The organism is Actinomadura sp. 9N407, assembly GCF_044326315.1.
In the GTDB taxonomy this organism is placed as follows: Bacteria; Actinomycetota; Actinomycetes; order Streptosporangiales; family Streptosporangiaceae; genus Spirillospora.
Genome location: NZ_JBIRAW010000028.1, coordinates 17,761 through 43,711, shown reverse-complemented (window position 1 = coordinate 43,711; position 25,951 = coordinate 17,761). Strand labels below are relative to the sequence as shown.

At 70.1% G+C, this 25,951-nt stretch carries 27 protein-coding genes; 18 read left to right on the top strand and 9 right to left on the bottom strand.

Annotated elements, in window-relative coordinates; all coding sequences use genetic code 11:
• The first annotated feature begins 51 nt into the window (after nt 1-51).
• The 5 genes from ACH34Q_RS34020 to ACH34Q_RS34000 all read left to right on the top strand — a co-directional run bounded on the left by ACH34Q_RS34020 (nt 52) and on the right by ACH34Q_RS34000 (nt 6,828).
• Complete coding sequence (locus tag ACH34Q_RS34020; protein WP_395987242.1) at nt 52-723, top strand: AIM24 family protein; 672 nt, start codon at nt 52-54, stop codon at nt 721-723.
• Nucleotides 724-1,172: 449 nt separating this feature from the next.
• Nucleotides 1,173-4,907, top strand: a complete 3,735-nt coding sequence (locus ACH34Q_RS34015; RefSeq protein ID WP_395987241.1) for a multifunctional oxoglutarate decarboxylase/oxoglutarate dehydrogenase thiamine pyrophosphate-binding subunit/dihydrolipoyllysine-residue succinyltransferase subunit — start codon at nt 1,173-1,175, stop codon at nt 4,905-4,907.
• 81 nt (nt 4,908-4,988) lie between these two features.
• Nucleotides 4,989-5,171, top strand: a complete 183-nt coding sequence (locus tag ACH34Q_RS34010) for a DUF6104 family protein (RefSeq protein WP_395987240.1) — start codon at nt 4,989-4,991, stop codon at nt 5,169-5,171.
• A 120-nt stretch (nt 5,172-5,291) separates the two neighbouring features.
• Nucleotides 5,292-6,113 carry a DUF4097 family beta strand repeat-containing protein gene (locus tag ACH34Q_RS34005; RefSeq protein WP_395987239.1) on the top strand — a complete coding sequence of 274 codons (822 nt, stop codon included), beginning with the start codon at nt 5,292-5,294 and terminating at the stop codon, nt 6,111-6,113.
• Between the two features lies 1 nt (nt 6,114).
• A complete protein-coding gene (locus tag ACH34Q_RS34000) occupies nt 6,115-6,828 on the top strand; it encodes a helix-turn-helix transcriptional regulator (RefSeq protein ID WP_395987238.1) in 714 nt (237 codons plus the stop codon).
• A gap of 16 nt (nt 6,829-6,844) precedes the next feature.
• On the opposite strand, the gene ACH34Q_RS33995 is transcribed toward ACH34Q_RS34000, so the two are convergent.
• The 4 genes from ACH34Q_RS33995 to ACH34Q_RS33980 all read right to left on the bottom strand — a co-directional run bounded on the left by ACH34Q_RS33995 (nt 6,845) and on the right by ACH34Q_RS33980 (nt 10,675).
• Complete coding sequence (locus tag ACH34Q_RS33995; RefSeq protein ID WP_395987237.1) at nt 6,845-7,813, bottom strand: zinc-binding dehydrogenase; 969 nt, start codon at nt 7,811-7,813, stop codon at nt 6,845-6,847.
• Between the two features lie 150 nt (nt 7,814-7,963).
• Complete coding sequence (locus ACH34Q_RS33990; RefSeq protein ID WP_395987236.1) at nt 7,964-8,755, bottom strand: amino acid ABC transporter ATP-binding protein; 792 nt, start codon at nt 8,753-8,755, stop codon at nt 7,964-7,966.
• Between the two features lie 11 nt (nt 8,756-8,766).
• Nucleotides 8,767-9,765 carry an amino acid ABC transporter permease gene (locus ACH34Q_RS33985; RefSeq protein WP_395987235.1) on the bottom strand — a complete coding sequence of 333 codons (999 nt, stop codon included), beginning with the start codon at nt 9,763-9,765 and terminating at the stop codon, nt 8,767-8,769.
• A gap of 4 nt (nt 9,766-9,769) precedes the next feature.
• Nucleotides 9,770-10,675: an ABC transporter substrate-binding protein gene (locus ACH34Q_RS33980; RefSeq protein ID WP_395987234.1), complete on the bottom strand. Its 906-nt coding sequence runs from the start codon at nt 10,673-10,675 to the stop codon at nt 9,770-9,772.
• Between the two features lie 357 nt (nt 10,676-11,032).
• Between ACH34Q_RS33980 and ACH34Q_RS33975 the strand changes: the two genes are divergently transcribed.
• Nucleotides 11,033-12,223 carry an NADP-dependent malic enzyme gene (locus ACH34Q_RS33975; protein WP_395987233.1) on the top strand — a complete coding sequence of 397 codons (1,191 nt, stop codon included), beginning with the start codon at nt 11,033-11,035 and terminating at the stop codon, nt 12,221-12,223.
• 275 nt (nt 12,224-12,498) lie between these two features.
• A complete protein-coding gene (locus ACH34Q_RS33970; protein ID WP_395987232.1) occupies nt 12,499-13,158 on the top strand; it encodes a CGNR zinc finger domain-containing protein in 660 nt (219 codons plus the stop codon).
• On the opposite strand, the gene sodX is transcribed toward ACH34Q_RS33970, so the two are convergent.
• A complete protein-coding gene (sodX, locus tag ACH34Q_RS33965) occupies nt 13,101-13,445 on the bottom strand; it encodes a nickel-type superoxide dismutase maturation protease (RefSeq protein WP_395987231.1) in 345 nt (114 codons plus the stop codon). The two genes, ACH34Q_RS33970 and sodX, sit on opposite strands and share 58 nt — an antisense overlap.
• Before the next feature lie 151 nt (nt 13,446-13,596).
• Between sodX and sodN the strand changes: the two genes are divergently transcribed.
• From sodN to ACH34Q_RS33945, 4 genes are all read left to right on the top strand, one after another.
• A complete protein-coding gene (gene sodN / locus ACH34Q_RS33960) occupies nt 13,597-14,001 on the top strand; it encodes a superoxide dismutase, Ni (RefSeq protein ID WP_395987230.1) in 405 nt (134 codons plus the stop codon).
• 159 nt (nt 14,002-14,160) lie between these two features.
• Nucleotides 14,161-14,631, top strand: coding sequence for a GNAT family N-acetyltransferase (locus ACH34Q_RS33955; RefSeq protein WP_395987229.1), 471 nt, complete (start codon nt 14,161-14,163; stop codon nt 14,629-14,631).
• Nucleotides 14,632-14,776: 145 nt separating this feature from the next.
• Nucleotides 14,777-15,205, top strand: coding sequence for an anti-sigma factor (locus ACH34Q_RS33950; RefSeq protein WP_395987228.1), 429 nt, complete (start codon nt 14,777-14,779; stop codon nt 15,203-15,205).
• A 53-nt stretch (nt 15,206-15,258) separates the two neighbouring features.
• Nucleotides 15,259-16,017 (top strand): RNA polymerase sigma factor SigF, encoded by a 759-nt coding sequence (locus tag ACH34Q_RS33945; protein ID WP_395987334.1) that lies wholly within the window; start codon nt 15,259-15,261, stop codon nt 16,015-16,017.
• Between the two features lie 74 nt (nt 16,018-16,091).
• Here the strand turns inward: ACH34Q_RS33945 and ACH34Q_RS33940 are convergent, their stop codons facing one another.
• On the bottom strand, nt 16,092-16,595 hold the full coding sequence (locus ACH34Q_RS33940; protein WP_395987227.1) for a hypothetical protein: 504 nt from the start codon (nt 16,593-16,595) through the stop codon (nt 16,092-16,094).
• Nucleotides 16,596-16,659: 64 nt separating this feature from the next.
• On the opposite strand from ACH34Q_RS33940, the gene ACH34Q_RS33935 reads away from it, so the two are divergent.
• Both ACH34Q_RS33935 and ACH34Q_RS33930 read left to right on the top strand, forming a co-directional pair.
• Entirely contained in the window at nt 16,660-17,604 is a 945-nt protein-coding gene (locus ACH34Q_RS33935; protein WP_395987226.1) for a diacylglycerol/lipid kinase family protein, read from the top strand.
• Nucleotides 17,605-17,894: 290 nt separating this feature from the next.
• On the top strand, nt 17,895-18,161 hold the full coding sequence (locus ACH34Q_RS33930; RefSeq protein ID WP_395987225.1) for a WhiB family transcriptional regulator: 267 nt from the start codon (nt 17,895-17,897) through the stop codon (nt 18,159-18,161).
• A 178-nt stretch (nt 18,162-18,339) separates the two neighbouring features.
• On the opposite strand, the gene ACH34Q_RS33925 is transcribed toward ACH34Q_RS33930, so the two are convergent.
• A complete protein-coding gene (locus tag ACH34Q_RS33925; protein ID WP_395987224.1) occupies nt 18,340-19,893 on the bottom strand; it encodes a sensor histidine kinase in 1,554 nt (517 codons plus the stop codon).
• A 242-nt stretch (nt 19,894-20,135) separates the two neighbouring features.
• Here ACH34Q_RS33925 and ACH34Q_RS33920 point away from each other — a divergent pair, with 242 nt between their 5' ends.
• The 4 genes from ACH34Q_RS33920 to ACH34Q_RS33905 all read left to right on the top strand — a co-directional run bounded on the left by ACH34Q_RS33920 (nt 20,136) and on the right by ACH34Q_RS33905 (nt 23,242).
• Nucleotides 20,136-21,329 carry an 8-amino-7-oxononanoate synthase gene (locus ACH34Q_RS33920; RefSeq protein WP_395987223.1) on the top strand — a complete coding sequence of 398 codons (1,194 nt, stop codon included), beginning with the start codon at nt 20,136-20,138 and terminating at the stop codon, nt 21,327-21,329.
• Nucleotides 21,330-21,366: 37 nt separating this feature from the next.
• A complete protein-coding gene (locus tag ACH34Q_RS33915) occupies nt 21,367-22,161 on the top strand; it encodes a GntR family transcriptional regulator (protein WP_395987222.1) in 795 nt (264 codons plus the stop codon).
• Nucleotides 22,162-22,271: 110 nt separating this feature from the next.
• The gene (locus tag ACH34Q_RS33910) at nt 22,272-22,958 is read left to right on the top strand and encodes a Uma2 family endonuclease (RefSeq protein ID WP_395987221.1); all 687 of its coding nucleotides are present in this window, start codon (nt 22,272-22,274) and stop codon (nt 22,956-22,958) included.
• Nucleotides 22,946-23,242: a hypothetical protein gene (locus ACH34Q_RS33905; RefSeq protein WP_395987220.1), complete on the top strand. Its 297-nt coding sequence runs from the start codon at nt 22,946-22,948 to the stop codon at nt 23,240-23,242. The genes ACH34Q_RS33910 and ACH34Q_RS33905 overlap by 13 nt, the downstream gene beginning before the upstream one ends.
• A gap of 34 nt (nt 23,243-23,276) precedes the next feature.
• On the opposite strand, the gene bioB is transcribed toward ACH34Q_RS33905, so the two are convergent.
• Nucleotides 23,277-24,272 (bottom strand): biotin synthase BioB, encoded by a 996-nt coding sequence (bioB, locus tag ACH34Q_RS33900; RefSeq protein ID WP_395987219.1) that lies wholly within the window; start codon nt 24,270-24,272, stop codon nt 23,277-23,279.
• A 28-nt stretch (nt 24,273-24,300) separates the two neighbouring features.
• Nucleotides 24,301-25,017: a dethiobiotin synthase gene (bioD, locus tag ACH34Q_RS33895; protein ID WP_395987218.1), complete on the bottom strand. Its 717-nt coding sequence runs from the start codon at nt 25,015-25,017 to the stop codon at nt 24,301-24,303.
• Nucleotides 25,018-25,164: 147 nt separating this feature from the next.
• Between bioD and ACH34Q_RS33890 the strand changes: the two genes are divergently transcribed.
• Nucleotides 25,165-25,950: a hypothetical protein gene (locus ACH34Q_RS33890; protein ID WP_395987217.1), complete on the top strand. Its 786-nt coding sequence runs from the start codon at nt 25,165-25,167 to the stop codon at nt 25,948-25,950.
• Nucleotide 25,951 lies beyond the last annotated feature (1 nt).

Genomic DNA, 25,951 nt, shown 5'->3' with positions numbered 1-25,951 from the left:
CTCCACGACGCACGCAGCGTCACCCCCGAAGCGAAGAAAGGCCCGACCGCAATGCGCAGCAGCTTCTTCAACAACATGGACCAGGGCCAGCAGTTGCCCGGTCACTTCGCCCTGCAGAACTCCAAGATGCTCCGGATCCACCTCAACGGTGACGTCCTGGCCCGGCAGGGCTCCATGGTCGCCTTCCAGGGCCAGATGGAGTTCGACTACGAGGGCTCCGGCGGCATGGGCAAGTTCCTCAAGAAGGCCCTGACGGGCGAGGGCGTCCCCACGATGCGCGTCAAGGGCCAGGGCCTGCTGTTCGTCGCCAACAACGCCGACGACATCCACCTGTTCTACCTGGAGAACGAGGGCCTGACGGTCAACGGCGCCAACATCCTGGGCTACGACGCCCACCTGCAGTCCGACATCCAGCGGGTGCAGGGCGCGGGCATCGCCGCGGGCGGCCTGTTCAACACCACCCTGACCGGCACCGGCTGGGTGGCGCTCACCACCCACGGCACCCCCGTCATGCTGGACTGCAGCCGCGCCGCGACGTTCGTCGACGGCCAGTCCGCGGTGGCGTGGAGCACCAGCCTGCACGTGGGCGTCAACAAGACGTTCAAGGCCGGAGCCCTCATCGGCCGCGGCAGCGGCGAGGCCATGCAGCTCGCCTTCCAGGGCCAGGGCTTCGTCCTGGTCCAGGCCAGCGAAGGCCCCACAGTCGCTCCCCACACCCACTGAATTTATTGCAATGCCCTTGGCGTCAGGCGTAGAACGCCTTCCTTCGGCGGGCACTGCGGCGATCGCTGCATCGCTTCGTCTCGCCTGGCGGCTCGCTGCGCGATCAGGTTCTCGCTTCGCTCGAACCTGGCTTCGCACGCGATCGCAACGCCTGGGGTATCTGATGGCTTAGGCCGATGGTTGAGGTTGGTGACCGTCGGCCTGAGCCACCGCCCAACATCAACCACCATCGACCGAAACGTTGCGATCGCGTGCGAAGCCAGATCGAGCCTGCGAAGATCTGATCGCGAAGCGAGCCCCCCGGGCGAGCCGGAGCGATGCCAGCGATCGCCGAGTGCCCGCCGAAGGAGGGCCTTCAAGGCCCGACGCCAAGGGCACTCAAACAAAGCGAGTAGCCTTGTCTCGTCTCAGAACTCACCTGCGAGCTGCGGAAGAGGGCGATCTCCGCCGTGTCGACAGAGTCGTCGCAATCTAGTGCCGACCCCAAGATGACCGATTTCGGTGCCAACGAGTGGCTGGTCGACGAGCTGTACCAGAAGTACCTCGAAGACCCCAACTCCGTTGACGAGGCCTGGTGGAATTTCTTCGCGGACTACCAGCCGGACTCCCGGCCGTCCGCGACCCCGGCCTCGCCCGGGGCTCCCCAGGCCACCGACGGTGCGGCGAAGGCCGCCAACGGCACGGCGGCGGCTCCGCCGACACCTGCCGAACCGGTAGCACCGGCGACGCCGCCCAAGGCGGCTCCCGCCGCGAAGGCGGACGGCAAGGCCAAGCCCGCCGAGAAGGCGAGGCCGGCCCCGCCCGCGGTGCCCGCGGGCGCCGAGGAGGTACGGCTGCGCGGCGTGGCGGCCAAGACGGCCACCAACATGGAGGCCAGCCTGGGGGTGCCGACCGCGACGAGCGTGCGCGCGGTCGCCGCCAAGCTTCTGATCGACAACCGCATCGTCATCAACAACCATCTCAAGCGCGGGCGCGGCGGGAAGGTGTCGTTCACGCACCTGATCGGCTACGCGATCGTCCGGGCGCTGGCGTCGATGCCGGAGATGAACTCCTCGTTCACCGAGGTCGACGGCAAGCCGGTGCTGGTCAGGCCCGAGCACGTCAACTTCGGCCTGGCGATCGACCTGCAGAAGCCCGACGGCCAGCGGCAGCTGGTGGTGCCGAGCATCAAGGCGGCCGACTCCCTCGACTTCCGCCAGTTCTGGGCGGCCTACGAGGAGATCGTCCGCAAGGCGCGCAATAACAAGCTGACCCTTGAGGACCACCTCGGCGCCACGATCAGTTTGACCAACCCCGGCACGATCGGCACCGTGCACTCGGTGCCGCGGCTGATGCCCGGCCAGGGCACCATCATCGGCGTCGGCGCGATGGAGTACCCCGCCGAGTTCGCCGGCGCCTCCGCGGAGACGCTGTCGCGGATGGGGATCAGCAAGGTCATGACGCTGACCTCGACCTACGACCACCGGATCATCCAGGGCGCCCAGTCGGGCGACTTCCTGCGCCGGATCAACCAGCTGCTGCTGGGCGAGGACGGCTTCTACGACGAGATCTTCGAGGCGCTGCGGATCCCGTACGAGCCGGTCCGCTGGGTGAAGGACATCTCCGCCACCCACGAAGAGGACGTCGCCAAGGTCGCGCGGGTCCACGAGCTGATCCACGCCTACCGGGTCCGCGGCCACCTGATGGCCGACACCGACCCGCTGGAGTACAAGCAGCGCCGCCACCCCGACCTGGACATCCTGCAGCACGGCCTCACCCTGTGGGACCTGGAGCGCGAGTTCGCCACCGGCGGGTTCGGCGGCCGGCCGACGATGAAGCTGCGCGAGATCCTCGGTGTGCTGCGGATGGCGTACTGCCGTACGGTCGGCATCGAGTACATGCACATGCAGGACCCCGAGGAGCGCGCCTGGATCCAGGAGCGCGTCGAGGTCCCGCACGACAAGCCCTCGCGCGAGGAGCAGCTGCACGTGCTGCGGCGGCTCAACAGCGCCGAGGCGTTCGAGACGTTCCTGCAGACCAAGTTCGTGGGGCAGAAGCGGTTCTCGCTGGAGGGCGGCGAGTCGGTCATCCCGCTGCTCGACTCGGTGATCTCCGCGGCCGCCACCGCGCACTTGGACGAGGTCGTCATCGGGATGGCGCACCGCGGCCGGCTGAACGTGCTGGCCAACATCGTCGGCAAGTCGTACGCGCAGATCTTCGGCGAGTTCGAGGGCAACCTCGACCCGCGCAGCGCGCAGGGCTCCGGTGACGTCAAGTACCACCTGGGCGCCGAGGGCGACTTCGTGGCCGCCGACGGCTCCCGGATCCACACCGAGCTGGTCGCCAACCCGTCCCACCTGGAGACGGTCGACCCGGTGCTGGAGGGCGTCGTCCGCGCCAAGCAGGACCTGCTGGACGTCGGCGAGGCCGGCTTCAGCGTGCTGCCGGTGCTGCTGCACGGCGACGCCGCGTTCGCCGGGCAGGGCGTGGTCGCCGAGACCCTCAACCTGTCCCAGCTGCGCGGCTACCGCACCGGCGGCACCGTGCACGTGGTGATCAACAACCAGGTCGGGTTCACCACCGCGCCGGAGTACTCGCGCTCCAGCGTCTACTCCACCGACGTGGCCCGGATGATCCAGGCGCCGATCTTCCACGTCAACGGCGACGACCCCGAGGCCTGCGCCCGGGTCGCCCGGCTGGCCTTCGAGTACCGCCAGACGTTCAAGAAGGACGTCGTCATCGACATGGTCTGCTACCGGCGGCGGGGCCACAACGAGGGCGAGAACCCCTCGTTCACCCAGCCGCTGATGTACGACCTGATCGACGCCAAGCGCTCGGTGCGCAAGCTCTACACCGAGGCGCTGATCGGCCGCGGCGACATCACGGTCGAGGAGGCCGAGGCGTCGCTGCGCGACTACCAGCTGCAGCTGGAGCGGGCGTTCACCGAGACCCGCGAGGCGGTCAAGAAGCCGCAGGAGCCCGGCTCGGTGGTCAAGCCCGACGTCGAGGAGCGGATCCCGATCGACCACGGCTCGGCCGGGTCGGCGATCACCGGCGAGACGGTCAAGCGGATCATCGAGTCGCAGCTGAGCCTGCCGGAGGGCTTCAACGTCCATCCGCGGCTGCAGCCGATCCTGCAGCGCCGGGTGCAGTCGGTCGAGGACGACGCGATCGACTGGGCCACCGGCGAGCTGCTGGCGCTGGGCTCGCTGCTGATCGACGGCCGCCCGGTGCGGCTGGTCGGCCAGGACACCCGGCGCGGCACGTTCGGCCAGCGGCACGCGGTGCTGGTCGACCGCAAGACCGGCGAGGAGTACACCCCGCTCAAGCAGTTCGGGCAGGGCGTGTCGAAGTTCTACGCGCACGACTCGCTGCTCAGCGAGTACGCCGCGATGGGCTTCGAGTACGGCTACTCCATGACCCGCCCGGACGCGCTGGTGGCCTGGGAGGCCCAGTTCGGCGACTTCGCCAACGGCGCCCAGTCGATCGTGGACGAGTACATCTCCTCCGGCGAGCAGAAGTGGGGCCAGCACTCCAGCGTCGTGCTGCTGCTGCCGCACGGCTACGAGGGCCAGGGTCCCGACCACTCCTCCGCCCGCATCGAGCGCTTCCTGCAGATGTGCGCGCAGGACAACATGACGGTGGTCTACCCGACCACCCCGGCCAACTACTTCCACCTGCTGCGCTGGCAGGTGCTGTCGGGCCGGGGCAAGCCGCTCATCGTGTTCACGCCCAAGTCGCTGCTGCGGCTCAAGGCGGCCACGTCCGCGGTCGAGGAGTTCACCGGCGGCGCGTTCAAGCCGGTGATCCCGGACGCCGACCCGGCGATCGAGCCGGCCGGCGTGCGCCGGGTGCTGCTGACCACCGGCAAGATCTACTACGACGTGGTCAACGCCCGTAAGGCCGCCGGGGTCACCGACACCGCCGTGGTCCGGGTGGAGCGGCTCTACCCGCCGCCGGTCGACGAGATCAAGGCGGAGCTGGCCAGGTACCCGGCCGGCGCCGAGGTCGTGTGGGTCCAGGACGAGCCCGCCAACATGGGCGCCTGGCCGTTCATGGCGCTCAAGCTCTCGCACCACATCGAGGGCCTGGACATGAAGCGCGTCTCGCGTCCGGCGTCGTCGTCCCCGGCCGTGGGTTCCGGCAAGCTCCACCAGGCGGAGCAGGAGGCCCTGATGGCCCGCCTGTTCGGCGAGCGGAAGTAGGACGGAGAACGGCCCGAGGGCTCCGGCGCCACGGCGCGCCGGGGCCCTCGGCTTATCGCGAGGCAGAGGGAAGCGGCGGACATGTACTTCACCGACCGAGGGGTCGAGGAGCTGGCGGACCGGCGCGGCCGCGAGGACGTCAGCCTGGGCTGGCTGGCCGAGCGGCTGCGCGAGTTCGTGGATCTGAACCCCGAGTTCGAGGTTCCGGTCGAACGGCTGGCGACCTGGCTGGCCCGGCTGGACGATGAGGACGAGGACGACTGAAGCGTCCCGGCGACGGCCGGACCGCCCGGCCGGGACGCGATACATCTTGACTTTCCGATAACGCGACATATCGTGTGTATCGGGGCTCAGTGACTCAGGCGCTCGGAAAGGCAGGGCACGATGTCGCGCTGGACGATCGACGAACCCGCGACCCTCGACTTCGACGGCGTGGTCGCGTTCAAGGCCACCCTGATCGCCGGGAGCATCTCGGTGCTGGCCTCCGACGAGCGGCCGTCGGTGCTGATCGGGGAGGTCGAGGGGCCGCCGCTGGTGATCGGGCATGAGGCCGGGATGCTCACGATCACCCACGAGTCGCTGTGGGAGGGCATGCTGAGCTGGCTGCGTACCCACAAGTGCCGGGCCGCGATCACCGTGACGGTGCCGCGCGACTGCCCGGTCACGCTGAACCTGGTCTCGGCCGACGCGGTGGTGACCGGGATGACCGCGCGGACCTCGATCCGCAGCGCGGCCGGGGACGTGACGCTGGACGGGGTCACCGGAGACATCGACGCCAACACGGTGTCGGGGGCGATCGAGGCGCAGGGACTGGACGGCAAGGTCTCGTTCACGTCGGTGTCCGGCGATCTGGCCCTGGCGGGCGGGGCCGTGGAGACGCTGGGGGCCCGTACGGTCAGCGGCAGGATCGCGGCCGACGTGGACCTGGCGGCCAAGGGCCGGATCGACGTCAACACGGTCTCCGGGGAGGTCGCGCTGCGGATCCCGGAGTCGGTCGGCGCCGAGGTCTCGCTGCACTCGGCGGCCGGCCGGATCGAGACGTCGTTCGAGGAGCTGGGCCGCGCGGAGCGGGCCGTGACCAAGAGCGTGACCGGCTCGCTGGGCGACGGCTCCGGCCGGCTGTCGGTCAACACGGTGTCCGGAAGCGTCGCGCTGCTCGGCCGGGGCGACCCCTCCGAGATCACCACACCCCGAATGGAGAAGTGAGTTGAGCCCCGTCTTCGGCCACGGCCGCCTGCGGCTGTACCTGCTCAAGCTGCTGGAGGAGAGCCCGCGGCACGGCTACGAGGTCATCCGGCTGCTGCAGGACCGCTTCCTCGGGGTCTACTCGCCCTCCCCCGGCACGATCTACCCCCGGCTGGCGCGGCTGGAGGCCGAGGGCCTGGTCAGCCACGAGGTCGTCAAGGGCAAGAAGGTCTACTCCCTCACCGACAAGGGCCGGGAGGAACTAGAACGCCGGATGGACGAGCTGGCCGACCTGGAGGACGAGATCTCCGCCTCGGCCCAGGAGTTCGCGCGCGAGGTCCAGCAGGACGTCCGGCAGACCGTGCGGACGCTGCGCGAGGAGCTCACCCAGGCCGCCCGTACGATGCGCGACCAGTCCCGTACGGCGTCCAAGGACGCCTGGAAGGACACCACCGACCGGCAGAAGGACGAGTGGCGCCGGCAGCGCGACCACTGGCGCGAGCAGACCCAGGCCTGGAAGGAAGAGTGGCGCGGGACCTGGGAGGACGCCTGGAAGACCGCGACCGGCTCCCGGGAGGACCTCGCCCGGCTCAAGCTGGAGCGGCTGCTGCACTCCTTCGTCGACGACGTCCGTACCGGAGCCGAGGGCACCCGCCTGGACGACGACGACCTGGCCGCCGTCCAGGCCATCCTGGACGAGACCCGGGAACGGATCCGGGACCGCGCCACCGGCTGACCCGGGCCGGCCCGGGCTACGGGGTGAAGACGATCTTTCCGAAGAGGTCGCCCTCGTTCATCGCGGCGAAGCCCTTGGCGGCCTCGGCCAGCGGCAACTCGCGGTCGATCCGCGGCCGGACACCGCTCTTGACCAGGAAGCGGGCGAGCCGTTCCAGCTGGTCGCGGGTGCCCATCGTGGAACCGACCACCGACAGCTGCAGGAAGAAGACCCGGTTCAGCTCGGCCGGCGGCACCTGGCCGCTGGTGGCGCCGGAGACCACGATCCGGCCGCCGGGGCGCAGCGACTTCAGCGAGTGCGACCAGGTCGCCTCGCCGACCGTCTCCATCACCGCGTCGACCCGGTCCGGCAGCCGCGCGCCGGTCTCGAACGCCGCGTCCGCGCCCAGCTCCAGCGCCCGCTCGCGCTTGCCCTCGCTGCGGCTGGTCGCCCAGACCCGGTAGCCGGCGGCCGAGCCCAGCGCGATCAGCGCGGTGGCGACGCCGCCGCCCGCGCCCTGCACCAGGACGGTCGAGCCCGGCTGCAGGCCCGCCTTGTCGAAGAGCATCCGGTACGCGGTGAGCCAGGCGGTCGGCAGGCAGGCGGCCTCGGCGAACGACAGCTCGGCCGGCTTCGGTACGAGGTTGCGGCGCGGCACCGCGACCCGCTCGGCGAACGTGCCGTCGTGGGACTCCGACAGCAGCGAGCGCTTGGGGTCGAGCGTCTCGTCGCCGCCGCCCCGGTCCGGGTCGCCGATCACCGAGTGGACGATGACCTCGTTGCCGTCCTCGTCCACTCCGGCCGCGTCGCAGCCCAGGATGATCGGGAGCCGGTCCGCGCGCAGGCCCACGCCCTTCAGCGACCACAGGTCATGGTGGTTGAGCGCGGTCGCCTTCACCCTGACGGTGGTCCACCCGGCGGGGGCCTCGGGCTCGGGCCGTTCTCCGAGCGTCAGGCCGTTGAGCGGATTGTCTGCGTCGAATTGCGTAGCCGTGACTGCGAACATGTCCGCACCCTATTCCGCGCCACGTGAGCACGCTCACGTAGGGGCGGCGCAGAACGAGGGCCTGCGGGACACGGGCCTGCGGAACACCGGCCCATGAACACGGGCCCATGAACACGGGCCTATGGAACACGGGCCGCAGGACCTGGTCCGTCACAGGACCTTGGAGAGGAAGTCCTGCGTACGGGGATGCTGCGGGTTGCTCAGCACGTCGCGCGGCGTCCCCTGCTCGACGATCGCGCCGTCGTCCATGAAGACCAGCGAGTCGCCGACCTCGCGCGCGAAGCCGATCTCGTGTGTGACGACGACCATCGTCATGCCGTCCAGCGCCAGCTGCTTCATGACCTCCAGGACCTCGCCGACCAGCTCGGGGTCCAGCGCGGAGGTGGGCTCGTCGAACAGCATCAGCTTGGGCTGCATCGCCAGCGCGCGGGCGATCGCCACCCGCTGCTGCTGGCCGCCCGACAGCTGGACGGGATAGCTGTGCACCTTGTCGGCCAGCCCGACCCGTTCCATCATCTGCATCGCCCGCTCGCGGACCTGCGCCTTGGGCTCGCGCTTCACCCGGCACGGCGCCTCCATGACGTTCTCCAGCGCCGTCATGTGCGGGAACAGGTTGAACCGCTGGAAGACCATGCCGATCTCCCGGCGCTGCGCCGCCACCTCGCGGTCCCGCAGCTCGTAGAGCTTGTCGCCCTTCTGCCGGTAGCCGACCAGATGGCCGGCCACCCACAGCCGCCCCGCGTCGACCTTCTCCAGATGGTTGATGCAGCGCAGGAACGTCGACTTGCCGGAGCCGGACGGGCCGATGACGCACATCACCTCGCCGGGCCGTACCTCCAGGTCGATGCCCTTGAGCACCTCCAGCCGGCCGAAGCTCTTGTGCACCCGCTCGGCCCGGACCATGAAGTCGTCGGTGATCTCGATGGCGTCGGTGTCGTCCATGGACGGTTCCTTCACGGCCCCTCCCCCTTCTTCAGGTCGATGCCGGCGCCCACCGGTACCGGATCGGGATCCGGTCCCCGCCGCTGCCGCCGCGGCCGGCCGCCGGCCGAGCCGCGCGAGAAGTGGCGCTCGATGTAGTACTGCCCCACCAGCAGGAAGCTGGTCAGGATGAGGTACCAGATGCACGCGGCCACCAGCATCGGGAACACCTGGAACGTCCGGTTGCCGACCGCCTGGAGCTGGAAGAACAGCTCGTTGCTGACCGGCACGAAGGCCACCAGCGAGGTGTCCTTCAGCATCGCGATCGTCTCGTTGCCGGTCGGCGGGATGATCACCCGCATCGCCTGCGGCAGCACGATCCGGCGCAGCGTCTGGAAGCGGGACATCCCCAGCGCCGACGCGGCCTCGCTCTGGCCCGGGTCGACCGACAGGATCCCGGCCCGGACGATCTCGGCCATGTACGCGGCCTCCGACAGCGCCAGCGCCAGCAGGCCGGCCATGAAGCCGGTGAGCAGCGTCCGCGCGTCCAGGCTGAACAGCGTGCCGGTGATGTCGACGCCCAGCAGGTCGCTGAACTGCGCCGCGAACGGCACGCCGCCGATGTCGTACTGGGCGTACAGGATGCCCATGTTGCCGAACAGGATCGCCAGCACCAGCCGGGGCACGGCGCGGAAGAACCAGGTATAGAGCCAGGCCACCCCGCTGAGCACCGGATTGGGCGACAGCCGCATGATCGCCAGCCCGACGCCCATCAGCACGCCGATGATCATGGCCAGTACGGTCAGCGCGATGGTCGTGTAGACGCCACGGATGATGTTGGGCCGGAACGCGTTGTCGATGATGAACGACCACTGGAACTTCTCGTTCGTCACCAGCATGTGGACGAACATCGCGGTCAGCACCGCGATGACCCCCACCGTGACCCAGCGCCCCGGGTGCCGGACGGGCACGGCCGTGATGGTCTCCGGCCGTGCCCGTGCCGCCGAGGAGTCCTCGGTTGAATGCGTCATGGGATCAGGGGTTCACTGCCGAGTCGTTGATGGCGCCCGCCTGGACGTTCCACTTCTCCAGGATCTTCTTGTACGTGCCGTCGGCCATCAGCGCCTTGGTGGCCTCGGAGACGGCCTGGGCGAACTGGGCCTCCTCCTTCTTGACGAGGAACCCGTACGGCGCGGCCTCGTAGATCTCGCCCAGCAGCTCGAGCTGGCCGTTGGTCTGCTTGACCGCGTACGCGGTGATCGGCGAGTCGGCCAGGCCGGCGTCGTCCTTGCCGGACACGATCGCCGCCGTGGCCTGGTCCTGCCCCTGGTACTGGTCGATCTGGATCTTCGGCTTGCCGGCCTTCTCGCAGGCGTCGGACTTCTTCTCCACGTCCCCGACCTGGACGGTGCCCTTCTGCACGGCCACCTTCTTGCCGCAGGCGTTGTCCGGCTGGATCCCGGCCGGGTTGCCCTTCTTGGTGGTCCACTGGGTACCGGCGTTGAAGTAGCTCACCATCGAGACCTGCTGCTTGCGCTCAGGGTTGATGGTGAACGAGGACACGCCCGCCTCGTACTTGCCGGACTGCACGCCCGGGATGATGTCGTCGAACTTGGAGGTGACCCACTCACCCTTGAGGCCGAGCTTGGTCGCCACCGCGTCGAACAGTTCGCGGTCCCAGCCGACGACGGTCTTGCCGTCGGGGTCGAGGAACTCGTTCGGCGGGTAAGTGGAGTCCACGCCGACAAGGATCTTGCCGTCAGCCTTGATCGCGGCCGGCACCATGCCCGCCAGCCGGGCGTCGGCGCCACCGGTCGGGGTGATCTTCTCGCCCGCACCGGGGTCGTCCTTCTTCTCACCACACGCCGACAGGGCGAGGGCGCCCGTCAGCACAAGCGCACTCGCCGTGATGGCGCGTCGGCGCAGAGAACCAGTGATCACAGGTCCCCCTCCAAGTTGTATCGGTGGATCGCGTTGGATCCGAACGGTGTTGCACAGTGTCGCGTACACCAGGCGTGATCTGGATAAAGGCTCCGAAACAATCGCACAACAAGGCTATTCGGGCGGCGCGCACACCGATCAAGATCCTCTCACGCCCTGCCCTGACGTCCTTACCCTGTGTCACGAACGTGATGGCCACCACCCCTCCCGGCCCCTGGGCGGCGGCGCGGGCTGTGGCACAATCGGACAACGGGTGACCCCCGTACGTCGCGAGATGTCCTCCAGGTGACCGGCCACCACGCCACACCACCGCGGCGGCATCGCCCGAAATCCCACATTTCACTGACAGGGGTCGCTGTGGCTGCTGAGCCCAATTCCACCGAACCGCATTCTTACGACGACGACCCGGCGTTCCCGCTGCACCGCGGCGGCAAGCTGGAGGTCCGTTCGACCATCCCGGTGCGCAATGCGGACGACCTGTCCCTGGCCTACACCCCCGGCGTGGCGCGCGTCTGCATGGCGATCGCCGAGCGCCCGGAGCTGGCGTACGAGTACACCTGGACCTCCAAGGTCGTCGCCGTCGTCACCGACGGAACCGCCGTGCTCGGCCTGGGCGACATCGGCCCGGCCGCCTCCATGCCCGTGATGGAGGGCAAGTCCCTGCTGTTCAAGGAGTTCGCCGGCGTCGACTCGGTGCCGATCGCGCTCGCCTGCACCGGGGTCGACGAGATCGTCGAGACCGTGATCCGGCTGGCGCCGAGCTTCGGCGGCATCAACCTCGAGGACATCAGCGCCCCGCGCTGCTTCGAGATCGAGGACCGGCTGCGCGCCGCCCTGGACATCCCGGTCTTCCACGACGACCAGCACGGCACCGCGATCGTCGCGCTGGCGGCGCTCAAGAACGCCGCCCGGCTGACCGGCCGCCCGCTGTCGGACCTGCGCGCGGTGGTGGCCGGCGCCGGCGCGTCCGGCGTGGCCGTGACCCGGATGCTGCTGAACGCCGGCATCGGCGACATCGCGGTGTCCGACAGCAAGGGCCTGATCTACCAGGGCCGGGACGGGCTCAACCCGATCAAGGAGGCGCTGGCCGCCGACACCAACAAGGCCGGGCTCAAGGGCTCGACCGAGGAGGCGCTGCGCGGCGCCGACGTGTTCATCGGCCTGTCGGGCAGCACCGTCCAGGAGTCCTGCATCGCCACCATGGCCGACGACGCGATCGTCTTCGCGCTGTCGAACCCCACCCCCGAGGTGCAGCCGGACGTGGCGCGGCGGCACGCGCGCGTGGTCGCGACCGGCCGCAGCGACTACCCCAACCAGATCAACAACGTGCTCGCCTTCCCGGGCATCTTCAAGGGCGCGCTGCAGGTCCGGGCGCACACGATCACCGAGGGCATGAAGCTGGCGGCGGCCGACGCGCTGGCCGCCATCGTCGGCGACGACCTGTCGGCCGACTACGTGATCCCCGGCCCGTTCGACGAGCGGGTCGCCCCCGCCGTCACCGCGGCGGTGGCCGAGCAGGCCCGCGTCGAGGGCGTCAACCGGATCTGATCCGGAGCCGATTCAGGGATTTCGGCCCGTGTCCCCTCGTTCGAGGGGACACGGGCCGTCATCATGAGCGGGCCCCGGCCCGCCGCGGCAGGACCGCGAAACCTGCGGCCACCTGACGTTTCCACGTGGATTCTGGCGCATTGGCCCGGTCCCGGCCGGACGATGTTTCCTCTCGCGCCCAACTCGCGCCTGACCGATTCGACGTACAGGGTGTAATACTCGGGGCGGGGGAATGACCGTACGTCCGATCAGGGTCGACTCCATCAGGAGCGCACGTGGATCTCGCCTCTTATGCCGACCTGGCGATCGAGCTCGTGAACACCCGGGACCGCGGCGGGGACGCCCTGCGGGATCTCCAGGGACTGGACACGCTGCTCGCGGATCGCCCGCATCTGGGCGGCCGTATCGGTCACCGCGACCTCGACACCATGCGGAGCCTGCGCGACCAGTTCCGCGCGATCTTCGCCGCGGCCGGCGCGGGCGACGGCGACGAGGCCGTCGACCGCCTCAACACGCTGCTGATCCAGCATCCGGTCCATCCGCAGCTGTCCCGGCACGACGACCGGGACTGGCACGTGCACCTCAACGAGGGCGGCTCGATCCCCGACCGGTACGCCGCGCGCGCCGCGATGGGGCTGGCCGTCAGGATCGGCGAGCAGGGCGTCGACCGGCTCGGCCTCTGCGCCGCCGACGGCTGCGGCCGGGTCTTCTTCGACACGACCACCGGCCGCTCGCGCCGCTACTGCTCCGACCGCTGCGCGGCCGGTCGGCACGGCGTCGCCGCCGCCGACCGTCCCCCGCAGGCCCGGGTGACCGAGCCGCTGCTGCACCGGCACAACGGCCGCCCGAACGGCCAGAACAGCGGTCAGAACGGCGCTCAGGACGGCGCAGACCGTCCCGCCGGGAAGACCGCCAACCGCGACGGCGGCCAGTAGCGCGCCATCGCGCGCCCCACCACGAGCCGGTCCGGGACCGCGCCGAAGTCCCAGCTGTCCTGCCGGCCCGGCGCACGCTGGTTGTCGCTCTCCAGCCACCACCCGTCCTCGGCGCGATGCCCGGCCCGCTTGACGGTGAGCAGCCCGGGCCGTTCCGGGTGCAGGGCGACCACCAGATCACCGGCGCGCACCCGGGCGCCGATCCGTACCAGCAGCAGGTCTCCGGGCCGCAGCGCGGGCAGCATCGACTCCCCCGCGACCGCCATCGCCCGTACCGGGAACCGCACGCGCGCATACCTCGCCCTCGATCGGTGAAACACCTCACAGCAGCGGCCGGACCTAGGCCGAAATACCGAGTGCCCTGGCCGTACGGGGCCAAGGCCACAAGGGTAATGTCAGTGCCCTGAGCATGATCCGAAACGAGGGAAGGGAACGCAGGTGCTCGTCAACCTTCTGCGCCCGAAGACCACGGTCTCCGCGCACTGCGACCTGCCGTGCGGTGTCTACGACCCGGCGCAGGCCCGTATCGAAGCCGAGTCCGTCAAGGCGATCTGCGAGAAGTACGCCGGCAACGAGGACCCGGTCTTCCGCGCGCGTGCCATCAACATCAAGGAGCAGCGCTCGGAACTGGTCAAGGAGCACCTCTGGGTGCTGTGGACCGACTACTTCAAGCCGCCGCACTTCGAGAAGTACCCGCAGCTGCACGACCTGTTCAACCAGGCCACCAAGCTGGCCGGGGGCGGCGGCGGCACCAAGTCCAGCATGGACGTGTCCGTCGCCGAGGACCTGCTGGGCAAGATCGCGGAGATCGACAAGATCTTCTGGGAGACCAAGCAGGGCTGAGCATGCGCTGAATGAGCAGAGCAACGGGCCCGCACGCCTCACGTGCGGGCCCGGTCTCGTTCGACGCCCGCCTGCGCGGGTCAGCAGGTGCGATCGGTCCCCCCACTCGCGCGGGGACGATGTATTTCCAGGGTCACCAGCGCGGATAGCCTGGCTGGCATGATTCGCCCCGCCACTCCTGACGACGTACCCACGATCCTGCGGCTGGTCCGCGATCTGGCGGAGTACGAGCGCGCGCTGCACGAGGTGAAGGCCACCGAGGAGGACCTGCGCGCGAGCCTGTTCGGGGACGACCCCAAGGCGTTCGCGACCGTGGCCGAGCACGAGGGCGAGGTCGTGGGCTTCGCGCTGTGGTTCCTGACGTTCTCCACCTGGCTCGGCCGGCACGGGATCTATCTGGAGGACCTGTACGTGGACCCGGCCGTACGCGGGCACGGGCACGGCAAGGCCCTGCTGACGGAGCTGGCCAGGATCGCCGACGAGCGCGGGTACGGGCGTGTGGAGTGGGCCGTGCTCAACTGGAACACCCCGTCCATCGACTTCTACGAGGCGCTCGGTGCCCGGCCCCAGGAGGAGTGGACCACGTACCGGCTCACCGGTGACGCGCTCACCCGGCTGGCGCGCGGGTGATCTATTTCTCGCCGGTGCCGCGTTTGCCCGGCAATGAATCGGCTCCGGGGGACATTGGCGCCAAAGCCGCGCGCGCCGAAGTCTCCCGAAGGGCCGCGCAGGCGGTAGTTTCGAAGGAGCGGGGACCATCCTGCAAGGGAGTGACGTGACCGAGGAGACCGCGGCCATGCCGGCCGGTACGAAGTTGTCCGTGCGCGATGTGGTGACGGTGAAACTGCCCGCCGCCGGCGCGTATCTATCGGTTCTGAGAACCGCGACCGCGGGGCTCGCCGCCCGCCTCGACTTCACGCTGGACGAGATCGAGGATCTGCGGATCGCGGTCGACGAGGCCTGCGCGATGCTGCTGGCGCAGGCGGTTCCCGGGACCGACCTGACCTGCGAGTTCGAACTGACGGGAGAGGCGATGCGGATAGCGGTGTCGGTCCTCACCGTGGACGGCGCCGAGCCCAGCCGCGACACCTTCGCCTGGACGGTGCTGTCCTCACTGGCCGGCGAGGTCGACGCCCAGGCGGGCGTCGACGACCGGGTCACCGTGACGCTGCAGAAGCGCCGCGGTACGGCGGGGGCCCCGTGACAGAGAAGACGACCGTGGCCAACGAAGCCGCAAGCGAGCGTACCGAGGGTGCCGTGCCGGACCGTGCACGTGCCCGAGCCCTGTTCGTGCGCCTCGCCGAACTGCCCGAGGGCGACCCGGAGCGGCAGCGCATCCGCGACCAGCTGGTCGAGCTGCATCTGCCGCTGGTGGAGTACCTCGCCCGCCGGTTCCGCAACCGTGGCGAGTGGCTGGACGACCTGATCCAGGTCGCCACCATCGGCCTGATCAAGTCGATCGACCGGTTCGACCTCGGCCGCGGGGTGGAGTTCTCCACCTATGCCACCCCGACGATCGTCGGCGAGATCAAGCGGCACTTCCGCGACAAGGGCTGGGCCGTACGCGTCCCGCGCCGGTTGCAGGAGCTCAAGCTCTCCCTGACCAAGGCGATCAGCGACCTCGCGCAGCGCGAGGGGCGGGCGCCGACGGTCAGCGAGCTGGCCGCGCACCTGCAGATGACCGAGGAGGAGGTCCTGGAGGGACTGGAGTCGGCCAACGCCTACTCCACGGTCTCGCTGGACGCCCCCGACTCCGGCGACGAGGACGCGCCCGCGGTGGCCGACTCGCTCGGCATGGTGGACGAGTCGCTGGAGGGCGTGGAGTACCGCGAGTCCCTCAAGCCGCTGCTGGAGAAGCTGCCCGCCCGCGAGAAGAAGATCCTGCTGCTGCGGTTCTTCGGCAACATGACGCAGTCGCAGATCGCCGCCGAGCTGGGGATCTCGCAGATGCACGTCTCCCGGCTGCTGGCCCGCACGCTGGCCCAGCTCCGAGAGGGCCTGACCGCCGACGAGTGAGCCGAGCCGGTAACACGAGTGAGGCGGAGGGCGCGGTGGTGCCTGGCGCCCGGGCCGGTGGGCGGCTTCTCGCGTTACGTGGGCCGCTTGCCGGCCCCGTCCTGGCGAGGCTTGCCGGGCTTGTCCTTCGGCACGTCGTCCTTCGCCGCGTCCACTTCTTGCGCCGGGTCCACTTCGGGCTCCGGGTCGTCGTCGTCCCCGATCGTCTCGACCAGCCAGCCGGTGCTCGGCGGGCTGAGCACCAGCAGCAGCGTGAGCACGGCGGCCAGGCCGAGCGGGATCGCGACCAGCGCCTGCTCGCTCTGCCACAGTGACCAGGTGACCGGCAGCGCGAACAGCTGAGTGAGCACCGTCGGCGCCCTGCTCCAGGACTCGGCGCGCAGCAGCCCGCGGGCGCAGGCCAGCATTCCGGCGCCGCCGGCCAGAGCCAGCACGGTGACCCCGATCGCGCTGGCCGGATCGACCGCCCTGCCGATGATCGTCTCGATGCCGACGAAGAGCCCGAGCCCGAGCGCGGCGGCACCCTCGGCGGCTTCGAGTGCGGCGGCGGCGTTCACGGTCATGGGGCGCTTCGTCACAACCCGAAACCCTACTCGCCCCTGCCGTGCTCCCCGTACCGGGCGCGATGGATACGCTGACGCCGTGCGCGCCATGCTCATCGCCAATCCCAAGGCGACCTCGACGTCCCGGCGGGCCCGCGATCTGATGATGCGGGCCGTCTCCGGCGATCTCGACGTCGATCTCGCCGAGACCGGCCACCGCGGCCATGCCACCGAGCTGGCGCGCCGCGCCGCCGTGGAACGCTACGACGTCGTGGTGGCGGTGGGCGGCGACGGCACGGTGAACGAGACCGTCAACGGCCTGCTGGCGAAGGGGCCGTCCCCGGACCTGCCCGCGCTGGCCGTGCTGCCCTGTGGCAGCGCGAACGTGTTCGCGCGGGCGATCGGGCTGCCCAACGACCCGATCGGCGCGACCCGGGACGTCCTGGACGCGCTGCGGGCGGGCCGGCACCGTACGGTCGGGCTCGGTACGGCATGTCATCCGGGCGAGGCCGAGCGGTACTTCACGTTCTGTGCCGGCGTCGGGCTGGACGCGGAGGTCGTCCGGGAGGTCGAACGGCGGCGGCGGCTGGTCGGCATGCGGGCCGATCCCTCACTGTACGTAAGGGCGGCCTTCCGGCAATTCTTCGCCGGTACGGATCGGCGGCATCCGTCGCTGACCGTGGAAGTGCCGGGCCGCGCCTCGATATCGGGACTCTTTCTCGCGTTCGTCAGCAATACCTCGCCGTGGTCATTCCTCGGTCCCTATCCGGTGAATCCGAGCCCGCGCGCGCAGTTCAGCCGGGGGCTGGACGTGTTCGGCATGCGGTCGATGGACGTGGCGCCGGTGCTGGGGGCGCTGGCCGGAATGCTGACCGCGCGGTCATGGCCGGTACGCGGCCGGCAGGTCCTCAACCTGCACGATGCGGCGGAGATCACGTTGCGGGCGGACCGTCCGGTGGCCTTCCAGCTGGACGGCGAGTACCTGGGCGAACAGGAGACCATCACGTTCCGATCGGTGCCGAAGGCGATACGGATCGTCATATGAGTCCGATCCGGACGTTGTTTAACGGGAAAGCAACACCGCGGACCCACTGATGTGACACATGCGACATCCATACTTTGAGAAACCGTTCTCCAAGGTCTTGCGTCTGGTCGCGGCCCCCTGACACGCTCAAAGTGCGTCCGCCGACAGGAAGCCCCGTAGTCAGCCTCCTGATCACAGCGCCGCACCACCTCTGTTCCGCAGCCCCCACCCAATGGCTTCGGGCGGTCGTGACATGTGAACCCGTTCACAAGTGGAGTCGTCTTCCTCCACCTGACGAAGGAGTGGACCGCATGGACTGGCGCCACCGCGCAGCCTGCCGTGACGTGGATCCCGAGCTGTTCTTCCCGATCGGCAACACCGGGCCCGCGATCGTGCAGATCGAAGAGGCCAAGCAGGTATGCCGCCGATGCGACGTCACCGACGCCTGCCTGGTCTGGGCCCTGGAGTCCGGCCAGGACTCCGGCGTCTGGGGCGGCATGGGGGAGGACGAGCGCCGCGCGCTCAAGCGCCGCACCGCGCGCGCCCGGGCCCGCGCGAACCTGAACCCCACCATCTGACCCTCCACCCTCCGAGCCCCGACCCGCACCGGCTCCACGACCCGTACGGCCCTCCTTCGAAGACGCAGGAGCCCCATCGGTACGGCGCCGCTTCCGAACCCAGGTCGGAAAGCATCCGCGCCCCGGGCGACACTTCTCGCGACACCGGCGACATCGCGCCGCCCGTCGTGTCCCTTGATCATGGGCGCGGCGGGCCGGACCGTTCCTGAACGATCGGAACGTCCACCACGACCTCGGTCCCCCCGGACGGCCGCCGCCGGAAGTCCAGCCGCCCGCCCAGCTCGCCGACGATCAGCGTCCGGACGATCTGCAGCCCCAGACTCTCGGTGCTCTCGACATCGAAGTCCGCCGGCAGTCCCACCCCGTCATCGGACACGACCACCGTCAGCCGCTCCGCGTCCTGCTCGTACCGGTGCGCCACCACCTCCAGCGTGCCGAACCGGTTGGACAGGCCGTGCTCCAGCGCGTTCTGCAGCAGTTCGGTGAGCGCCATCGCCAGCGGCGTCGCGACCTCGGCGGGCAGCACCCCGAAGCTCCCGGTGCGCTTGGGGATCACCCGCGTCTCCGGGGTCGACACCTCCCCCGCCATCATGATCACGCGGTCCGCGATGTCATCGAAGTCGATCAGCTCGTCCGGGGTCATCGACAGGGTCTCGTGCACGATCGCGATCGAGCCGACCCGCCGTACCGCCTCGTCCAGCGCGGCCCGCCCCTCCGGGATCTGCAGCCGCCTGGCCTGCAGCCGCAGCAGCGCCGCGACCGTCTGCAGGTTGTTCTTCACCCGGTGGTGGATCTCCCGGATGGTGGCGTCCTTGGTCATCAGCTCCCGGTCCCGCCACCGCAGCTCGGTCACGTCCCGGCACAGCACGATCGCGCCGATCCGGGTCCCGCCCACCACCAGCGGGATCGTCCGCAGCTGCATCACCGAACCGCGCGTCTCGACCTCGACCTCGCGCGGCGCCCGCCCGCTCAGCACCGCGGTCAGCGCCTCCTCCAGCGGCTCGCCGGTATCGCACAGCCGGTTGGTCACCGCGCCCAGCGACTCCCCGACCAGGTCCGCCGGGAAGCCCAGGCGCCGGTACGCGGACTGCGCGTTCGGGCTGGCATAGGCGACCCGCCCCGCCCGGTCCAGCCGGATCAGCCCGTCCCCCACCCGCGGCGAACGGACCAGGTTGGGCTCCTCCCCCGGAATCGGGAACCGGCCCTCGGAGATCATCTGCGCCAGGTCGCTGGCACTCTGCAGGTAGGTCAGCTCCAGCCGGCTCGGCGTACGGGCGGAACTGAGGTTCGTACTGCGCTGGATGATCCCCAGCAGCTTCACGCCCCGCCGTACCGGGATCGACTCCTCCCGTACCGGAATGCCGCTCCCCCACTCCGGATCGCCCTCCCGGACGATCCGCCGCTCCCGCCACGCCACATCGATCAGCCCGCGCCGCCCGGTCCGGACGATCTTGCCGACCAGGTCCTCCGGATACGCCGTCGGCCCCGTCGTCGGCCGCATCTGCGCGATCGCCACCCAGCCGTGCACCGCCCCCGGAACGCCCGGATCCCGGCGGCGCGGACCCGCGTCGGCGGGCAGCGCGTCCGGCGACCGCAGCGGCACCCACAGCAGCAGGTCGGCGAAGGACAGGTCGGCCAGAAGCTGCCAGTCCGAGACCAGAGCGTGCAACCACTCCAGGTCGGCGTCGGTGAGGTCGGTGTAATCGCGGACCAGATCAGTCAACGTGGGCACTCGCTCATTATGGGGGAGTTCCCCCTATGCCCCCCCGGCGGCCCGCGCGCGCCCTTGCGCTCGCTGGCGCTCGCTCCAGGACGCACCCGGACCTTGGCAGGGGGCTCCGCCCTCCGCACCCCCCGCTGGGGCTTCGCCCCTCGTCCCCCTTTCTAAGGGGCTACGCCCCTTGGGTCTCCTGGGGTTGCTGCCGTTGGGGGGCTGCTGGTCGTGGGGGTTGGACGGCCTGGCAGGATTCGGTGATGAGTCTTGGACGGGACCCCCTCTCCCCTGTGGATCCGCTCAAACGGCTTCGGGCGGCTGCGGCGCGGCGTGAGCGGGCGGGGCTTCGGCGCCGGTTGCGGGTTCGTACCGGCGACCATGACGGGCTCATCGACCTGGCCTCCAACGACTACCTCGGGCTGTCGCGGGATCCTCGGCTGATCGAGGGCGCTGCGGCGGCGGCGCGGGAGTGGGGAACGGGGTCGACCGGGTCACGGCTGGTGACGGGTACCACCGGGTTGCACGCCGAGCTGGACCGGCGGCTGGCCGGGCTCACCGGGAGCGCGGCCGGGCTGGTGTTCTCCTCCGGGTTCCTGGCCAATCTGGGCGCGGTGGCGGGGCTGGCCGGGCCGGCGGATCTGGTGATCTCCGACCAGGTCAACCATGCCTCGATCGTGGACGCCTGCCGGCTGTCGCGGTCGCGGGTGGTGATCGTGCCGCATCGCGACGTGGGTACGGTCGAGCGGGCGCTGGCCGAACGGGACGAGGAGCACGCCGTGGTCGTCACCGACTCGGTGTTCTCCGTGGACGGCGACCTGGCGCCGCTGGCCGAGCTGCACCGGGTCGTGCGGGCCCATGGGGCGCTGCTGGTGATCGACGAGGCGCACGCGCTGGGTGTGGTCGGTGAGCGCGGGCAGGGCGCGGCGTACGCGGCGGGCCTGGCCGGGGAGCCGGACGTGGTGCTGACGCTGACGCTGTCCAAGTCGCTGGGGTCGCAGGGCGGCGCGGTCCTCGGGGCGCCCGAAGTGATCGACACACTGGTCGACACGGGACGCTCGTTCATCTTCGACACGGGGCTGAACCCGCCGGCCGTCGGTGCCGCGCTGGCCGCACTGGACGTTCTGGAGCAGGAACTCGATCTGCCCGGCCGCGCGCGCGACCGCGCCCGCCGGATGGCCGCGATCGCCGCCGAGATCGGCCTGGAGACCACCGAGCATCCGGCGGCCGCGGTCGTACCGGTGATATTGGGCGAACCCGAAGCGGCGGTCCGGGGGGCCGAGATCTGCGCGGAGGCCGGCGTCCGGGTCGGCTGCTTCCGGCCACCCTCGGTGCCCAAGGGCCGTGCCTGCCTGCGGCTCACCGCCCGCGCCACGGTCGGCGAGGCGGACCTCACAACACTCAGGCGGGCCCTGACGGAGGTCGCGCGCTCTACCGGCCGTAGTCTTCACAGTTAACATCGGGGACAACCGATGGTGAACGTGAGGAGAGACCGTGACGGAGGTCAGGGGCGGGCCCCGGCACGGGGGTGGGTACGAGCGCGGCGCGCTCGGCGAGATCGGCAAGCACCACTCGGTCCAGGCCCCTCGCATTCCCAAGTACTACAAGCTCAAAGAGCTGCTGGTGGAGCTGATCCAGTCGCTCGCGCCCGGCAGCCCGCTTCCTCCTGAACGCACCCTGGCCGAGAAGTACGAGACGTCCCGTACCACCGTCCGGCAGGCCCTGGCCGAGCTGGTCATCGAGGGCCGGCTCCAGCGCATCCAGGGCAAGGGCACCTTCGTCGCCAAGCCGAAGGTCGCCCAGGAGCTCCAGCTGGTCAGCTACACCGAGGACATGCGCCACCACGGCCTGCGGCCCGAGACCCGCATCCTGGAGATCGGCTACGTCTCCGCCGACGAGCGGCTGGCCACCCTGCTCGGCATCCGCCCCGGCGGCCGGGTGCTGCGGATCCACCGGCTCCGGCTGGCCGACGGCGAGGCCATGTCGATCGACACCTCGCACCTTCCGGCCCGCCGCTTCCCCGGCCTGCGCCGCGAGCTGCCCCGGCACCGTTCCCTGTACGAGACGCTGGCCACCGCGTACGACGTCCACCTCACCGAGGCCGAGGAGACGATCGAGACCGTACTGGCCACCCCGCACGACGCCCAGCTCCTCGCCGTCGACGTCGGACTGCCCCTCCTGCTGCTGTCCCGGCACGCCTTCGACGCCACCGGCCAGCCCGTCGAATGGGCCCAGTCCCTGTACCGCGGTGACCGCTACAAGTTCATCACGCGCCTCCGCCGCAACTGACCCTGCGGTTCTCTACACCCCCTTGCTGCGGTTCCCCGCACTTCGGCCACGACTTCGAACATCCTGGCTACTCTGGGTGCATCCCTTCTCTACGCTGACTGGAGCAGATCGTGAGGGAGGAGTCACGAAAAGTGAGCATCATGTCAGAAGTCCAGGTGTCGGATTTGCCCGACACTCCCTACAACCTGTGGGAACGCGACGAACTGGATGATCTCCTCGAACTTCCGCACGACGGAATACGGGTCGAGATCATCGGGGGTCGGGTCGTCTTGTCACCAGTGCCAGTCGTCGTGCACGGGGTCATCGTCAACAATATTTCCAGGGTGTTCGGGAGGGCGGCGGACTCGAGCCCTGACTTCCCTTGGGAAGCCATGCAGCTCACCAGGATCAGCCAGGAGTCGGTCCACCAGGGTTACGTTCCCGACCTGCTCGTACTGGACAGGAACGCACTCGATGCGGCCTATGACGCCGATGCTCGCGGGCTGGTTCCCGACGAAATCGAGATGGCGATAGAAGTCACTTCTCCCGGCAATTCTGGGCAAGATCGGCCGCCAACGGATCGACGCCGGCCGGCGAAGCACACCAAGTGGACGGGTTACGCCAGGGTCGAGATCCCCTACTACCTGCTGGTGGACCGATCGCCTAAGGCCGCGAAAACGATCCTCTACTCCATCCCCGATCATTCGACTGGGGCCTACCTCCACCAGGAGTCGTGGGAGTTCGGGGAGACGGTCCGGTTGCCGGAGCCGTTCAACATCGAGATCGAGACCACGCGGTGGAAGCCGTGGAAGCCGTGACCGAGGAAGCGGCCGACAGGCCGCCCATGGCGACGACCATCGACCTGCGGAACAACATCGTCATTCATGGCGTGGTCTATCCCAAGGATCCACGGGAGATGACGGTCGAGGAGATCCGCGAACACCTCTTCCTCCCCGAGCAGGCCGCCATCGAGGTCGTCGATCCCGAGGATCTGGACGGGCAGGCCGAGGTCGGCATCGCCTGGGCGAAGGAGTACAAGGGCAAGGTCGTCCTCGACCACGTGCGGCGGATCATCCGGGAGCGGATGGCGGAGGTCGTGTGAACGTGCGGCCGACAGGCCGCACGTTTCCGTCCGCTCAGAGGGTCTTTGAGAGGGCCTTGATGGGCATCTGGAGGTCGATGAGCAGGTCGAGGTCCTTGGCGGCGGGGCGGCCCAGGGTGGTCAGGTAATTACCGACGATGATGGCGTTGATGCCGCCGAGCATGCCGTCGCGGGTGCCGAGGTCGCCGAGGGTGAGTTCGCGGCCGCCGGCGTAGCGCAGGATCGTCCGGGGCAGGGCGAGGCGGAACGCGGCGATGGTCTTGAGGGCTTCGGGGCCCTCGACCAGCGGGTGGTCTTCGAGCGGGGTGCCCGGACGCGGGGCCAGGAAGTTCAGCGGGACCTCGTGCGGCTCCAGTTCGGCCAGCTGGCCGGCGAACTCGGCGCGCTGCTCGATGGTCTCGCCCATGCCGATGATGCCGCCACAGCACACCTCCATGCCGGCCTCCTTGACCATGCGGAGGGTGTCCCAGCGCTCCTCCCAGCTGTGGGTGGTGACCACGTTGGGGAAGTGGGAGCGGGCGGTCTCCAGGTTGTGGTTGTAGCGGTGCACGCCCATCGCGGTGAGCTCGTCCACCTGCTCCTGGGTGAGCATGCCGAGCGAGCAGGCGATGTTGATCTCGACGGCCTCGTTGATGGCCTTGATCCCGTCGCGGACCTGCGACATCAGCCGCTCGTCGGGGCCGCGGACGGCGGCGACGATGCAGAACTCGGTCGCGCCGGTCTTGGCGGTCTCCTTGGCGGCCTCGACCAGCTCGGGGATGTTCAGCCAGACGGCGCGGACCGGCGAGGTGAACTGGCCCGACTGCGAGCAGAAGTGGCAGTCCTCGGGGCAGCCACCGGTCTTGAGGGAGATGATGCCCTCCACCTCGACCTCGGGGCCGCACCAGCGCATCCGGACGTCGTGGGCGAGGGCGAGCAGCTCCTCGAGCCGGTCGTCGGGCAGGGTCAGGCACTCCAGCACCTGCTCGCCGGACAGGCCGCGGCCTTCTTCCAGGACCTGCTGCCGGGCCACGTCGAGGATGTCGCTCACGAATTCTCCTTTGTGCGGTGGGTTCACGTTAGGGGGCGTGCTCGGCGCGGAAGACGGCGGGGTCGAACGTTCCGCCGAACGGGGGTGCCAGCGCGGTGTGGGCGGCCAGCAGGAACTCGGCCGGGTCGAGGGAGCCGGCCCCGGCGGGAAGCGCGCCGGCGAGCGGGCGGGCCGCGATGGTCTCCAGGTCGCGGATGTTGCTGCGCATGGCCAGGTCGGGGTCGTCGGGCCACTCGCCCAGGACCACTCCGGCGGGCTGCACGCCGCGGTGCGCCATCGCCTCGAGGGTGAGCGCGGTGTGGTTGAGGGTGCCGAGGTCGGGACGGGCCACGACGACCACGGCGGCGCCGAGCCAGCGTGCCAGGTCGGCGACCGTGGCGCCCTCCTCGTCGTAGCGGACGAGCAGGCCGCCGGCGCCTTCCACCAGGACGAGTTCGCGGGTCTCGGCGAGCTCGCGGACGCGTTCGGCCACGTCGGCGAGCCGCAGCGGCGGGACGCCCGCGTGCCGGGCGGCCGCGGCGGGCGACAGCGGGTCGGGGAAGCGGGCGAACTCGTGCAGGTCGTCGATGCCGGCCAGCCGCCGCACGTCGTCGAGGTCGCCGGGCTCGCCCGGCGTCACCCCGGTCTGGCCGGGCTTCACGACGGCCACGGCGGTACCGCGGGCCGCCGCCAGGGCCGCCAGGGCGGCGGTGACGATCGTCTTGCCGACCCCGGTACAGGTCCCGGTCACCACGAGCACGCTCACGAGCGGCACACTAGCGCGGGCCCGCCGGAACGGGCCTCGCCGGATCCCACAGTGTTCACGGTCCCGTTTTGTACGGGCCTGGAACCCGCCATCGGCGCGTGGCGTCCAAGCCTCATGGCCGTTCCGTCCGTACGCTTCGCAATCGTGATGAGCCGGGGGAGCGCCGTTCTGCTGGCCGGGGTCCTGGCCCTGGGCGGGTGCGGCGGGCGGACGCAGGGGCCCGAGACCGGGGAGTCTTCGCCGTCGAGGGTGGACCCTCAGGACGGCGGGCTCGTGCTGCGCTGGCGGATGACCGGCGGCATCGCGGGGCTGGGCGGGCCGGGGAGCCTGCCCGAGTTCTCCTTGTACGGGGACGGCCGCGCGATCGTGAAGTCCGAGAGCAGCGCACCGGTCACGGCGCATCGCGAGTACCAACTCAAGCCCGGGGCGCTGCGCAGGCTGCTGGACGAGGCGCGCGCGGCGGGCCTGGACCGGTCGCGGACGATCGGGTCCGATGAGAACATCGCCGACGCGATGACCCTGGTGATCACCATGGGCGAGGCACGGACGCGGGTCGTCCAGCCGGAGGCCCAGAACGTTCCGGCGGTGCGGTTCTGGAAGCGGCTGGACCCGAAGGGCTGGCCGCAGGGCGACCAGGCGGCACCCGCGAAGGAGTACAGGTCCACGCGGGTGGCGGCGCTGGCCGGGGAGAGCCCCGCGAGCGGCGGGCAGCGCGTGTCGGACTGGCCGGTCGACCGTTCACTCGGCGAGGGCGAGCGGGTGGCCGGCGGGCTGTGCACCGTCTACACCGGCGAGGACCGGGACACGGTGGTGAAGCACGCCGCGACGGGCGACGGCGACCATCGCTGGCGCAGCGGCGGCAAGGTCTACTCGGTACGGCTGCGTCCGATGCTGCCCGAGGAGAGGACCTGCGAGGACGTCGCCAGAACCTGAT

What these genes read in the sequence shown, in the direction of transcription:
- ACH34Q_RS33985 (WP_395987235.1), bottom strand. Translation starts at nt 9,765, where the DNA reads ATGACGCATTCAACCGAGGACTCCTCGGCGGCACGGGCACGGCCGGAG.
- ACH34Q_RS33995 (WP_395987237.1), bottom strand. Translation starts at nt 7,813, where the DNA reads ATGTTCGCAGTCACGGCTACGCAATTCGACGCAGACAATCCGCTCAAC.
- ACH34Q_RS33955 (WP_395987229.1), top strand. Translation starts at nt 14,161, where the DNA reads ATGATTCGCCCCGCCACTCCTGACGACGTACCCACGATCCTGCGGCTG.
- ACH34Q_RS33930 (WP_395987225.1), top strand. Translation starts at nt 17,895, where the DNA reads ATGGACTGGCGCCACCGCGCAGCCTGCCGTGACGTGGATCCCGAGCTG.
- ACH34Q_RS33920 (WP_395987223.1), top strand. Translation starts at nt 20,136, where the DNA reads ATGAGTCTTGGACGGGACCCCCTCTCCCCTGTGGATCCGCTCAAACGG.
- ACH34Q_RS34020 (WP_395987242.1), top strand. Translation starts at nt 52, where the DNA reads ATGCGCAGCAGCTTCTTCAACAACATGGACCAGGGCCAGCAGTTGCCC.
- ACH34Q_RS33890 (WP_395987217.1), top strand. Translation starts at nt 25,165, where the DNA reads ATGAGCCGGGGGAGCGCCGTTCTGCTGGCCGGGGTCCTGGCCCTGGGC.
- ACH34Q_RS34005 (WP_395987239.1), top strand. Translation starts at nt 5,292, where the DNA reads ATGTCGCGCTGGACGATCGACGAACCCGCGACCCTCGACTTCGACGGC.
- ACH34Q_RS34010 (WP_395987240.1), top strand. Translation starts at nt 4,989, where the DNA reads ATGTACTTCACCGACCGAGGGGTCGAGGAGCTGGCGGACCGGCGCGGC.
- ACH34Q_RS33990 (WP_395987236.1), bottom strand. Translation starts at nt 8,755, where the DNA reads ATGGACGACACCGACGCCATCGAGATCACCGACGACTTCATGGTCCGG.